The organism is Chitinophaga sp. MM2321 (assembly GCF_964033635.1).
GTDB lineage: Bacteria > Bacteroidota > Bacteroidia > Chitinophagales > Chitinophagaceae > Chitinophaga.
In genome coordinates, this window is the sequence record NZ_OZ035533.1 from 4,348,529 (window position 1) to 4,362,775 (window position 14,247).

Here is a 14,247-nt window from a genome sequence, read left to right on the forward strand (position 1 = left end):
CATCTTTTTAATCTTATTTATACGTAATCCTTACAATGCGGTTGCTGGTCCTGAAATCATACCTTGTAAAACTTCCCACGGCCAACATAGATTTTTCTGCCGGCTGCTGCACAAATCTGTTGATGCCGCCACGTACGGCGTTTTCACCGAGAGAGATGCCGCCATTGGTATTATAGCCCGGATGAACCGACCCATCAGATTTCAGTACAATGAAGTTATTCCGGGACAGGTCATCAAATTGCTTAAAAGTTCCGCTGAGTACAATCTCTCCGCCCGGCATAATGCCAATAGCAAACACATTACCATCCGCACCTTTTGTTACTTTAAAAGAAGGATCTATGGCGCCATCTTCATTGATGCGTACTATATGCGGTGTTTTCTGTCCATTATAATTGTTGAATGCACCCACGATAAGATATTTACCATCAGGCTGGCGTTCAAAATTATAGATGGGCTGATCTGCACCAGATCCGGGATTAAAAGACGGATCAAGCGAGCCGTCAGTATTCAGGCGGGCCAACCGGTTTACCGGCTGTCCGTTGTATTTGGTGAAGTTGCCTGCAATCAGCAGCTTTCCATCCGGTAATAACAGGGAACGATTGATGCTGCCATTCGCCCCTTCTCTCCCCCGGTGATTCACCAGGTCATAATTGAAAGTGCTGTCAATACCGCCGTCAGCATCCAGCCGCACCATATTATTGACCATGATAGAATCCAGGTGAACAGAATCCAGTGTACCATCCACCGTTTTAAGATTAAAATCCGGCTGTACATAATAACGGAAAGCACCCACCGCAATTATTTTATTGTCCGGTTGCAGGTGCAAGGCCCCCACCTGCCCGGAAACGCCGCCCCGCAATACAGATACCGTCTGTTCCTTTTGCGATACCGGTAAGATGATCTTGTTTGTTTCCAGTGAGCCATTGTTGTACAACCGGGCAATACTGCTCACATAACCGGTGCCTTCGTAACTGCTAAAACCGCCTGCTACCAGGTACCTGCCATCAGGTAACGCTATGGCTGTACTCACAAAACTATTGCTCCCTTTATTTTTTCCATAGGTAAACGAGCCATCCAGCGTACCATCATGGTTGATGCGCGCCACCCTGTTTACACCACCATCTATGTTGGCATTATCGTAGTTGGTAAAATCACCAACGATCAGGTATTTATCATTTTCCACCGGAACAATATCATAGATAGCGCCGTTGGCCCCACGGGAACCGGGGTACAGCGTGTCCATCTCAAAAGTACCCTCCACGCGGAAAAACGGACCAAAGAAATATTGCTGGTCTACCTGCGCAGATACATTACCGGTAGCTGCCATCGCCGGGATCTTAACACGTATAGTCGTATCTGTTAGCGACAGCACCGTAGCTTTCACATTATTAAAAAGGATCGATAATTTATCTTTATTCGCCTCAAATCCTTTACCGGCAATCGTCACTTCATCATTCACGCTTCCCTTGCCCGGACTGATCCCGTCTTTATTGATGCTGATGGCAGGCACCACTGTTTCCTGGTAAGGATCTTTCCCGTTAGAGTTGACCGCCTCTTTTTTACAGGCGCCCATGCCAAGCAGGAGCACCAGGAGATAGGTATATTTTTTCATACTACTTGCATTAAAAGATTATCTGTTCTGAAGGTCCTGTTCGGCTATCGTCAAAAATTCATTCGGGCGAAACCCCAGCGTATGGCTGAGATTCAATACATGCAACACCCCATTGACAGGCAGGATATCTGAGGTGGCCACCGTCACTGCCGGGTTGTTGGTAAAGGTGGCAGGATCATAGGTGATATCCGTTAGCAGGATAATGCGTGCACCTACTGCTTCCACATTGTTATAGTTCTGATAGATCAGCCCGATGTTCAGGATATAGCCGTCATCCATCACATAGTTTATTCCCGGGTACGCATATACGTTAACAGGGTCTATCCGGGCAAAGCGTTTAGCAGGATATTTTCCCCTGATGATATATCGGGATAAGAATTTCCGCCATATGGTGGAATCTATATCAGCCAGGTGTACGCTGTCTTCTACAGTAATATACCGGTAGAAATTCAGGTCATCCATTGCCTCCTTAATACTTTGATCGGTTGGTGCAAAGAAGGTAACAGAATCATGTTGCAATGTTTCTTTTAAACCCGCCCTTTCTATCACATATGCTACCGTATCAAACAGGTAAGGATTATTTGCCAGGTAGTCATAGATGGTGCCATTGTAGTGGGGCTCTGCCAGTCCTCCATCTACATAATAATCTTTTTTACAGGCAGAAAATAATAATCCTGTTAACAGCAGGATGCCGGCCATGGGCAATAGCTTTCGCATAAAGTATATTTTTGCGGTTATTGGATCCAGTATTGATTTTTTGTTATCAGCGGATTATTCCTGACCGCGCCATCGTATATAGGCCAGGTCCAGGCGCCCTTATTAAACTGATCGGTTGTGAGATAGTTCTCTGTCAGGTTCTGATCTGTTACCCTGCCGGTACGCACCAGGTCGTACCACAGATGCCCTTCTCCCATCATTTCCTTTTCCCTTTCAGCAAAGATGGCATCCTGCAAAGCCTTATCGCCACCGCCTATATAGCTCCTGGCGCCGGCCCGCTCACGGATCATGTTCAGTAACTTCCTGGCGTCTGTATCCTGTTTCAGGTCTGCTAACGCTTCTGCTCTCAGCAACAACAGATCTGCATACCGGAAAAAGATAAAGTTGGCGTCGTAGTCCCTCGATGTAGGATCTGTTACCGCAGAAAATTTCAGGAACATAGCCGACTGCGGATTCTTAGTGCAATAAGGATCATCAAACCACAGCTCAAATCTTTTGTCGGGTTCTCCCGGAACATACAGGCGGTCAAGATGTTTCTTCATCGGCGTGATCTCACTGCCGAATCCACCATACACGTTTCCGGCACTATGAATGATCGGTTCATGCAAGGTCCACTGACAAATCAGTGAGTGGAACTTTTCGCCATAGTTGGCATCCAGTGATAGTTCAAAGATGCCTTCCTCAGAGCGGCCTTTAAAAATCGTCTGAAAAGTTTCTTTTGTATAAGGCAGCAATTCATAAACGCCCAGGTCCATCACTTCCTTTCCCAGGTCTGCTGCTGCCTGCCAGTATTGCTGTTTCTTTGCCTTATCAAAACCTGCCTGCCACATATTCATATGCGCCATTAAGGTCAATGCCGCGCCTTTTGTTCCACGTACAGCCCTGTTGGTAGGGTCTTCATAGGAAAGCGGCAGATCATCCAGACAATCTTTCAAATCCTGTTTGCATACATCCAGTACATTAATCATGTCCTCCCGTTTGCGGAGCTGGGTATCATAGGGGTCCAGCTGCAAGGGCACATCACCATACATCCTCACCATATAATAGTAGATGAAAGCCCTGACAAACCTGGCTTCCGCAGTCAATGCCTTTTTTTCCCTGGTACTGAAACTATTGTCTTCTATACCTGGTATCCTGTCTATACACAGGTTTGCAGCAGCGATAGCCCGGTAAAAACCGGACCAATCCTGCCCACCATCCGTTCCATCTCCCGAACCGGTGTTGAGCATCCTGTTCGTACCCAGTGCGCGTAGATTATCTTTTCCGAACCAGTTCCAGTTACCTGCGCGGAAATCGCCGGTATTGTACAGCGTGCCATCCAGGAATTTGCGGAGCAACAATGTATACACGCCGTTAATAGCTTTCTGTGCATCGCCTTTGGTTTTCCAGAAATCTTTCCCGGAAAGTGTGTCCAGCGGCTTTACTTCCAGAAACTTCTTACAGGCGCCAGCACCTGTAAAGAGGCATATTATAATCACTATCTTATACCATTTTTTCATCTGAAAATAATTTAGGTGTCATTAAAATTGTGCGCCGATACCAAACGTAAAACTGCTGGCTGCCGGATACCCGTTGATATCATCCCTTCCCAGTGAAGTAACCGTTTCCGGATTAGGACCGGTATAGTGTGATAACATCGCCACATTGTATGCGGTAAAGTAAGCACGCAGTACCCGCAGCTTTAACTTCTTCATAAAATCAAAATCGCGGAAAGCATAAGCCAGCGTTACCTGGTTAATTTTGAAGTAAGATCCATCTTCCTGGTACAGGCTCTGATCCAGGCGGTTGGGCGCTACCAGCAAATCATGATAGAAGGAACCAACGATAGCCGGATGTGTGGCATCATCACCGGGATTTCTCCAATAATCAATTTTGCTGATATCATATAAATTCACAGGTCCCTTTGCGGTGCCTTCGCTCTTCAGCAGGTCGGGATATTGTAAGCGCCAGATTCTCGCTGCTACTGCATTATTTAAAATACTTCGTTTGATCAGGTAAGAACAAAACACGCTCATCGAAAAATTGTGGTAGCTGAAAGTATTGTTAAACCCACCGGTCACCAATGGATCGGGATTACCCATGATCACATAGTCCGCAGCGCCCAGGTTATAATCTCCGTTGAGATCTTTCCAGATAGGATCACCACCCTGGAAATACTGGATACCCGGTCCGAGGAAAGCCTTGTAGCGTACACCTCTTACAGGATCTACCGGCACATCATCCGTGGTTTTATACACCCCCATGGTTTCATACATGAAATTGCTCAGCGGGTTTCTGCCCACTTTCAATGCCATAGACTGATAGGTATTCTCATCCTGTTGCAGGTAAAACTGTGAGCCACCGGGTAATGCGGTCAGTATACCTTTATTGAAAGCACCGTTGATGGTAACCGTCCATTGAAAACCTTTCAGGTTTGTATGCACAACCGGGCGTGCCGTAATAGAAAGTTCATGTCCGTAGTTCACCATGGCGCCACCATTGATCTGCATCTTTTTATACCCGGTAGCATCCGGCAGGAAATTATCGCGTACAATATTATAATTGCGCTTATAATAAGTATCGTAGATAATTTCCAGGCGGCTTTTGAATAAACCGAGATCCACGCCAAAGTTGAACTGCGACGACTTCTCCGGCTCCATAGCCGGGTTAGCCAATACATCAAAATTTGGTGCAATAGCCGTACTGTTGTTATAGTTATCATACCCCTGGTACACCCCCAATGAATTAAGGATGGTAGCGGTAGGGCGGCTGTTAACGCCATAGGTTACACGAACAGATCCATAGTCCAGCCAGCTGAGACTACGCATCAGGTTTTCTTTATTAAAATTCCACCTGAAGCCAACAGAAGGATTTTTCGTATAGGGGTTATTGATACCCGCAGCAGAGTTGCCGTCGAGCCGGTAAGCAAGATCCACACTGTATTTTGTGCGGAAATTATAAGACAGGAATCCGGCCCACGAAGCGGCATGATACACATAGGAAACCGGCGTACCATTTACGTTGATCCCATCCGGATCATTCCACGGATTACCGGGATAGAAACGGGGAGAATAACCACGCGGTCCCCAATAGAAATCATTAGGACCGTTACGTACATCCCGCACATGCTGATCATCTGATTTAATATTTATTTCGCTGAACACACTCGCATAGATATTATGTCCTTTTTCCACACTGCTGTGGTCACTGCTGTAATTATAATTCACCCCGTTGCGGGTGTTCAACTCATCATGCCGGCCCACATATCCATACAATCCCGTTTGGTTGTTATTGGAAAATGACTGGTTAAAACGATCTCTTGTATCCGTATAATAATCGTAGGAAGTAGTAGAGTTAATACGCAGGTTATTGACCAGCTCATAATCCACATCCAGGAAACCACGCACGTTAATGGTATTGTTATCATCCATATTGTTCTCATAGCCATCCAGTTTGGGATTCCCTACAAACTGCGAAGGGCCGGGCAGCAGGGAGGACGTAAAGGCATCTCCGGCACCGTTATCTGTTAAGCCGCCACCGCTGCCACGTTGCTTTTGTCCCAGTGCGCTAAACAATTGCGCACCAATACGCAACCGCTTATTTGGCTGCATGTTCAGCTGCATGTTCAGACTATACTTATTGAACCCGGTATTTTTCAATACACCCTGGTTCATCTGGTAAGCAAAGTTGGCTTTGTAATTCATCTTCATATTACCACCACTGATCTGCAGGTTATTATTGGTGTTGGTAGTTGTCTGATAAAATAATCCCTGCCAGTCGGTGGAGTTATTATAGAAGGTGTTGAGACTATCCGTCAGGAACTGGGATTCCGACAGCATCGACCGCGCTTCGTAATCATTCAGGCTATTCTTCAGGATAGAATTAATACGGTACCTCCGCTCCGCATTACCACCAATGGTAGCCCTCAGCTGTGGCGGAAAATTGACGAATACACTGCTGTTAATATCAATAACAGGCGTAGGGGAATTACCCCGTTTGGTGGTCACCACAATTACGCCGTTGGCGCCCCTGGAACCATACAACGAAGTGGCCTGCGCATCTTTCATCACTTCAATAGACTGCACATCTTCCGGGGGAATAAGCGCCAGTGGCCCCGTGGCAGCACCCGGCTGCAACATGGACTGGGATATGCCGCCATCAAAATCTACCGGCACATTATCTATTACCAGCAAGGGGTTGTTAGTAGCCAGGTACGCCTGATCACCACTACCGGAAACATTGAGCTGTGAAATTCCCCTGATGGAAATGGTACCACGGAAGCCGGGTGCACCGGAGTTATTCTGGATATTCAACCCTGCCACTTTCCCCTGCAACAGCTCCTGTATATTTGACACCGGTACATCCTGTAGATCTTTTCCGGAAATAACAGCTACCGAACCCGATACCGTTTCTTTGGTACGCTTCTGATAACCCACTACCACTGCTTCTTTCAGTGATTTATTTTCGGAAGTAAGGGAAATATTCAGGATGGCTTTCCCCGCCTTCACCGTTTCAAAGCGATAGCCGATATAACGGAATTGTATCGCTTTATCCACTTCCGTGTTAATACTGAAATGTCCCTGCGGGTCTGTTACACCCAGGCCCTTATTACCTTTCACGTCAATGATCGTTACGCCGGGAATACCTTCGTGCGTAACGGCATCCGTCACACGCCCTTTTACGGTGATATTATTCTGCGCAAAAACAGCATGGCCGGCACCTGTAAACAACAGGATGAAGATGACCAGCTTTATGATGTACCGTTTGTTCATGGCACCAGATTTTAATTTTTTTCGGGAATACAATACCTGATTAATCATTCGCAAACCGCGGATTTGTCTTACACTTAAAGATCACCTCCCAGCTGCCCGGTTCGAAAATGGCAAAGCCCAGGCTGATAGCAGCCTGTGTCCGCAGCCCGAAGGCTACCCTTTCATACATAAAAGAGATGGCTGCTTTTTCGTCACCACCGGCTACATCAGCCAGTACAGGAAAAGGATTGGGGATATCAAAAGATACCACCGTACTATCTTCCGACATCTTCCTGTTGAAACCGAAATAGATCTTTCCATCTACCGTATTACTTCTGTAAGTGAGGCTATCCCATTTCATCAGATTAAACAGGGATAATTTCAGCGGCAAGGAATCTTTATCAAAAAATTTAAAAGAAACCGTATTACCGGGAATGGTTGTTTTCCGGAAATACACATTGATATCTTCCCGTTTCACTTCGTTATTCAGGTCATCTCTCACCCCAATTATCTCAGGATGGATAACACCACCGTCTTTCTCTTCCTTCTGTTCACCGGTATCATCCCAGAACTCATAAGGATCGTATGGGCGTGGACGCCGGAGATCCAGTTTTCTTTTCTGAAAAAGTTTTTGTCCGCCATTATTCTTCACCAGTATATCGAATGTGTAGATCCCTGGTTTTATTTTTGAAGAATCGGTATTCCAGAAGATCAGGTCACCGGAATGTTCCCGGATATCGAGTACCGGTCTTTTTTCGGGTTCGCGTTTCGCATATATCTCTTCAATACTTTTTTCTGTACCGCTATAGTATTTTTTCCATTGCCAGGTATTTACCTGTTCCAGCAATTCCGGTGCAGGTGAGCCATCTGCGTGTTGAATATTTTGTATTTCAAAAGTCAGCGGCTGTGTGGAATAGTCGGGGTTAAAGTTGGCAATGAATACATTAGTGCGGCCAATATTTGCCAGATAGGTATCCTTGTCAAAAGCTGCATTATCACTAAAGTGGTCTTTCTCTTTTGGCAACAGCTCCTTATAGCAGCCCGACAGGACTACGGCCAGCGCCAGCATCACAAAGACCAGGTACTTATATGCTTTCCTGTTCATGGTTAATCATTTTAAATTTTTGTGAAGATGTACCGGTGAATATTGAAGCCGCTAACTTGCATAAAGCACTTCAGGTAATGCCTTCCTGCCGGTAGTTGTACGATAGCTGTAGTACCGCTCCAGTTTTGCCAGCCGCCGGTATTATGTGTGATGATATCACCACTCACGTCTACATCATCAATAAGGAAATGCACATTACTATCGCAACAACCGCTGGCGGTTCTTAGCTCCACCTTATAGGCGCCTGCTTCTGCTATATCCACGGTATATCTTAGCCATTCACCATCTACAGTCCAGCCTACATTATAATTGCCGCCTGGGCTGCCGCCATCGGTATTGCCTTCAGAACAGTTTTCCGTACCCGGACGATCGGGGCGATAAGAGTGGTTACCATCTCCGTTGGAATCATGAAAAGCAATTCCTTCTCCGCCATCATCGTAGTCAGCTGCATCTATAATACCCGGAATTTTGAACGGATAGCCGAGATACGGTCCCTGCGCGGGTTCCAGCGACCGTGGATAAGCCATGCCTACAAAAGAGGTAAAGCCGAATACATGCCTGCTTTCCAGGATGTGCATCATGCCGTTTTTTGTTTTTACATCTACATTTTGTGTAAGGGCTACCGACCAGTCTTTGGAGAAACGGGAGTTATTTTTATCACTATACATGAGCACCTGTGTGCCCGCATCTACTGCGCCGGATGCATTGGTGCCCGCTGTTTTACCGTTCATTTCATGTCCGTAAAGTGTAGTCAGTTCAGTACCATCCGCATATCGCAGGGAGTCCGCATTTACGATGCCTCTGACGATGTACCGGCGCAGGAGGCTGTCCCATACGGTAACGGGTATACTATCGAGCGTCCAGTTGCCGGGATCACCCAGTTTCTCCCGCGCGAAATTGACGTTCCTGATAGCCGTAATAATGCTGTTGTCCTGCGGAACAAAGAAAGTGACCTGTTGGTTTTTCAGGGTATCCGTAAGTTTTACTTTATCTATCAGTAATAATAAGGTGTCGTACAACGCTCCCTGTTGTTGCAGGAAATCGTAGGTACTGACACTCACTTCAGACGCCGGTTTTGCATTACGGTACTGGTCCATGCCTTTTTTGCATGCCCAACATCCGATGATCGCCAGCAGTAATAAGATTTTTTTCATGGCAGCTATTTATTATTTCCAGAAACTATTTTGCACCAGTGATTTGTTGTTAGAGAGCGCAGCCTGCGACAGTGGCCAATAGGCAGCGCCATTGCTTACATCGGCTGCCGTTAGCCGGGTGTACTGCGGAATCTTTTTAAAATGAACAAGATCATACCAGTACCACCCTTCTCCTATCAGCTCGCGGCGGCGTTCCAATAAGATAGCGTCCAGTAATCCCTGCCCGGTGATGGCTACATTCAGGTTCTTTAATGCGCGCCGGCTACGTACCTGGTTGAGATCATCCGCGGCATTAGCCATGCCCAGCCGGGCTTTAGCCTCTGCCCGTAACAGGTACAATTCTTCGTAACGGAACACAATAATGCAGGAGGAATATAATTTCAGGACGGGGTTCTGCACCGTATTATCTATCTGCTTCATCTTATAAAATACCGGGTAAGCTTCTTCCATTTTTGTAAAGAAGTAGTCCGGGCGTTGTTCATGCGCTTCTCCATAAATTTTCAACACACTGTCTTTGGGAACATATATTTCAGATTCCCTTTTAGGAATGAAAGGTTCCCGGAGGGTCCAGTCTTCCAGTTGGCCGGTTGTAGAAATTTCAGCGTGATCAAAGTTCAGATCCACCTGGAAAATATTATCGTAAGTACGGCCACGGAAACCGCCGCCCAGCCTGGTCAGTTCATCCAGTGTTGCAAAAGTGTAACTGGTCTGCGACTGATTATTGATCACGATATCTGCATACTCCAGGGCTTTGGCATAATCTTCTTTCCAATGATAAATATGCGCCAGCAACGTATAGGCCATCCCTTTAGTAGCGGCAATTGACCGGTGATGATCTTCGCCCTGTCCCCTGTACTGGCCCTGCTGTTCGGGCGACTGCCCATTATACTTCCATGGTAATCCCTCTATACAGTTTTGCGCATCAGTAGCAGCAAAGTCCAATACTTTCTGCCACTTTTCGCGGGGAATGGCTTTCGCATCACCATCAGTTGGCAAGGTTACCAGGGGAACATCTCCCCAGATCCTTACAATATAGTAGTATAAAAAGGAGCGTATATACATGGCCTGTGCCCTGTCCAGCCGCATATCATTCGGTGAGTAGCGGTAGTCCCGCTCTGTTACCAGCGGTAGTCGCGCAATAGTAAGATTGCATTGTGCAATAGCAGCGTAAAACCTGCGCCAGTCACGCCATTCATTCATAGTCGTGAAACTTGCATTCAGGTTGCTTTCCACCACCGCCTGCAGGTCGCCACGCTTTGTGGACTGGAAATCACCACCCCGCATATCGCCATATACCCAATGTGCATTCTCATTTGCCATAGCAGCCCGCATCAGGGCATAACAGGCAGATAATCCTGCCAGCGCATCATTCTTGTTCTGCCACATATTCTCTTCCGTCAGCGCGCGATGAGAAGGAATATCCAACATTTTTTTGCAGGACAGGTTACCGACCACCAGGAAAAGTATGATCCCGGCAACAGCTATATTTTTCATACGCTTGTTTTTTAACATCAGAATTGAAAATTGAAACCCAGGGTGAACGTACGCGGAGCCGCCCAGTTGTAATACCCTTCATCATACCCGGTATAACTCACTGCTTCGGGGTCACCGCCTTTGTACCTGGTCCAGGTGAGCAGGTTATTACCGGTGGCATAAATCCGCAGGTTGTCCACACCGGATTTTTTCATCCAGGCAGAATGCAGGTTATACGCGATGGTTAATGCGCGCAGCTTTACATAAGAGGCATCTTCGAGGAACAGCGTCTGATCCGGCTGATAGGCATACACAGCACTCCAGGGATTGTATTGCGGTACTTTATTGTAGTCGCCTTCTACTTTCGACCACCAGGTAATTTCCTTGATCGCTTTCGGATCATCAATACCTTCCCTGTTTACAAAATCAAAACGGTTGGCCAGTACTTCGTTGATCACTTTGCGGCCGAAAGAATAGTTCAGCAACACCGTCAGGTCCAGGTTCCCATAATGGAAGCTATTGCTGAAACCACCCATAGCAGCGGGTGACAGCCGGCCTTTCATCACACGGTCTTTATCGTTGATGTCATAATTTTTATCCAGATCTGTCCATTTGGGATCGCCTTTCTGTAGTGTTACGCCCTGGTAAGACATCTTCTTACCGGTAGCAGGATTTACCGGCACCTCATCATCTGAATTATAAATCCCTTCATTGAGCAATAACCAATACCGGTCTACCGGCTTACCCACCAGGAAGCGGCGGTTATCAATCACCAGGTCTTTTATTCCATCCGGCAGGGCGATTAATTTATTCTGGTTGGTATATACGCTTATGCCGGTGGACCATTGAAATTTTTTGCCTTGCACCACATCAGCATCTATAGCTAATTCATAACCGTAATTACGTATAGCCATGCCGCTTTTTACGATGCCGGTATAGCCTTCTTCTTCCAGTGTGGGTATTTTCAGGATCAGGTTACGGTCTGTTTTGGCATATACATCCAGCGACGCCCGTACACGGTCATGAAACAGGGCAATGTCCAGGCCGCCGTTTAGTTGTTCCACATATGCCCAGGAAGTGCCGGGCGCTATATAGCCGGTACCATAGGCCGCATTGATAGCAGGGAAGCCGTTGTAAGTAGACATATTCGGCACACCATTCCATCCGGCATCCACATTATAAACAGGGCCTCCTTTATAGAGTTCATCCATTGCGAGGCGGCCTACACGGCCATAACTGGCGCGCAGGTTCAGGTTACTGATCCAGGACGATTCTTTCAGGAAATCTTCCTGCGATATTTTCCAGGATGCCGCCAGGGTAGGTGAGATGAGCCAGCGGTTTTCAGTAGGCAGGTAAGAAGTGCCATCCCTTCTTACATACAGGCTTACAAAATATTTCTGTGCATAGTTATAGCCAACATTGGCATAAAAAGAAGCGAGATTAGACTGCGTATAGTCTTTCGCGTTAAACATCAGCCGCAGGTTACCAAACTGCTGCTGGTGATTATCAATATTCGCGGGTTCATAGATCTTTACATAATCACTCTTGCCTTTGTAGGCCCTGCCATAATCATAGCGCCATTTATCCCATTGACCATATTGCCCTAATGTAATCTCCAGATGATGTTTATCGGAAAAGGTGTTTTCATATCGGAGTGAATTATCCAGTACCAGGCGCTTATTCAGACCATCGTAGTTCGAAACATAGCTATTCCCTTCACTTAGTGCAGTGGGTACAAAGTAGTCGCGGAAATTCTGCCCGTAATCAATGGCAAAGCGTGTATTCCACGACCAGTGGGAGCCAAAACTATATTGTGCATTGGCAATAATGCGCGCAGAATTGTTCTTATTCCTGTTGAGCGTATTTTCAAGGTCAGTATAATATTGTTGCAGGTATGCTTTGTTGGGAGATAACGGTGCATCATAATTAAAGAGATAATCTTCATCACCCGCTCTGTCTCTTATAAATTCATTTCTTTTACGCTTCACAGTAGCAACACCGATAAAAGTGCTGAATACCAGGTTACGTACCGGTACAATGTTAATACCGAAGTTTACATCATACCGTTGCAAACCGGTTTTATCGGCCACTCCCTGTTGACCGGATTGTCCCAGGCTAAAGCGGAAATTGGCAAAAGGTGTACCGCCGCTCACGGAGGCCTGGATACCCTCACTTAAACCATTGCGGTAAAACAGGTCGTCCCAGTTAGCCGGCCCGAAATAGCGGGGTTGGGAAGAATCCGCCAGATAACGCGGGAAGTTGCGCCACTGCGTTTCATTCGCATACTTTTCATAAAAAGGCAACCTGAAATCACTTTCATATTTTCCGTTTACCACATCTACGGAAGGCTTCAGCGATAGGCCGGCATAGGCATTTACAGACACGCGCATCTTACCTACGCGCGCGCCTTTCGTGGTAATATTAATAATGCCGTTAGCCGCATTGGGACCGTATCTGGCGCTGGCGCCAAAATCCTTGAGCACCTCAATACTTTCAATATCATTGATATCAAGGGAAGTGAGCAGGTTTGTTTCTGTACCCATCCTGTTAAAATCAAACCGCTGGATATCATATGCAAAAGCATGCTCCTGGATGAGTGGCACACCATCCACTACATAAATGGGTTGTGCATAAAAGAGGTCACTGTTTTTGAGGAGCAGTGAGGAAGTACCTCTGATAAATACGCTGTTGCGTTTTCCCGGTTCCGCCGTCGGTGTTCGTACATCCACCCCCGTTACACGGCCTATCAGCATCTGATCAATGCTGACATAAGGCAGCTTCTTTACTTCATCAATATCAAGCGATGAGTAGGCGCCACTGACGGCCCGTCGCAGAAACAACTCATTGTTGGGGATAAAGCCTGCTGAATCGCGGGCGGTTACTACTATGTTGGCAAACAATGCGGAATCAGCATTATTTGCAGTAGTGTCCTTATTCTTAAACAATACATTCTGCGCCTGTATTGTAAGGACCGACAGCAGGAAAGCTGCAAACAAACATATGCCCCGCTGTAATAAAAAGTAAAGGTATTTCATACATGCAATATTTAGGAATGAGTATCCCATAGCGTAAAGTGACTTTACGCCGGCAATTGAATACAACGTTATTTTTCAGACATAGGAATCCCGCTTCCTGAGCGGAATCTTATTTTTTAAACCTATGCGTATGGCGGTTCTTCTCTTACTGTGCTGTCAGCGGATATGATACAACTTCACACAGTGAATAACAAGAAGGTGGTTTGGGAAAGAGGACAGGTTCCCCCTTCATGGATAACAGTAGGTGATTCATGAGAAAAAAATTGAAGAAATGTGAAATCTTAGTCTGGTTTTTCAATCATTTTTGTGCTGAAGGGCATAACGCGGGTTTCTCTATTGCTTTGTGGGACTTTTTACTCCCATCAGTACATCAATGTATTCAAATTTTGGTTGCCTTACAGTTAAACTATTGATCAAATAT

At 46.3% G+C, this 14,247-nt stretch carries 8 protein-coding genes; all 8 read right to left on the reverse strand.

Annotated elements, in window-relative coordinates; translation table 11 throughout:
• Positions 1 to 13 precede the first annotated feature (13 nt).
• The 8 genes from ABQ275_RS16780 to ABQ275_RS16815 are packed head-to-tail and all read right to left on the reverse strand — an operon-like array spanning position 14 to position 13,826.
• Positions 14 to 1,612 (reverse strand): IPT/TIG domain-containing protein, encoded by a 1,599-nt coding sequence (locus ABQ275_RS16780; RefSeq protein WP_349314305.1) that lies wholly within the window; start codon positions 1,610 to 1,612, stop codon positions 14 to 16.
• An 18-nt stretch (positions 1,613 to 1,630) separates the two neighbouring features.
• Entirely contained in the window at positions 1,631 to 2,329 is a 699-nt protein-coding gene (locus ABQ275_RS16785) for a fasciclin domain-containing protein (RefSeq protein WP_349314306.1), read from the reverse strand.
• A 17-nt stretch (positions 2,330 to 2,346) separates the two neighbouring features.
• Positions 2,347 to 3,828: a RagB/SusD family nutrient uptake outer membrane protein gene (locus ABQ275_RS16790; protein WP_349314307.1), complete on the reverse strand. Its 1,482-nt coding sequence runs from the start codon at positions 3,826 to 3,828 to the stop codon at positions 2,347 to 2,349.
• A gap of 21 nt (positions 3,829 to 3,849) precedes the next feature.
• The gene (locus tag ABQ275_RS16795; protein ID WP_349314308.1) at positions 3,850 to 7,080 is read right to left on the reverse strand and encodes a SusC/RagA family TonB-linked outer membrane protein; all 3,231 of its coding nucleotides are present in this window, start codon (positions 7,078 to 7,080) and stop codon (positions 3,850 to 3,852) included.
• A gap of 40 nt (positions 7,081 to 7,120) precedes the next feature.
• Positions 7,121 to 8,164, reverse strand: coding sequence for a DUF5007 domain-containing protein (locus ABQ275_RS16800; RefSeq protein WP_349314309.1), 1,044 nt, complete (start codon positions 8,162 to 8,164; stop codon positions 7,121 to 7,123).
• An 11-nt stretch (positions 8,165 to 8,175) separates the two neighbouring features.
• A complete protein-coding gene (locus tag ABQ275_RS16805) occupies positions 8,176 to 9,318 on the reverse strand; it encodes a carbohydrate-binding protein (protein ID WP_349314310.1) in 1,143 nt (380 codons plus the stop codon).
• 12 nt (positions 9,319 to 9,330) lie between these two features.
• The gene (locus tag ABQ275_RS16810; protein WP_349314311.1) at positions 9,331 to 10,812 is read right to left on the reverse strand and encodes a RagB/SusD family nutrient uptake outer membrane protein; all 1,482 of its coding nucleotides are present in this window, start codon (positions 10,810 to 10,812) and stop codon (positions 9,331 to 9,333) included.
• Positions 10,813 to 10,829: 17 nt separating this feature from the next.
• Entirely contained in the window at positions 10,830 to 13,826 is a 2,997-nt protein-coding gene (locus tag ABQ275_RS16815; RefSeq protein ID WP_349314312.1) for a SusC/RagA family TonB-linked outer membrane protein, read from the reverse strand.
• Positions 13,827 to 14,247: the final 421 nt, after the last annotated feature.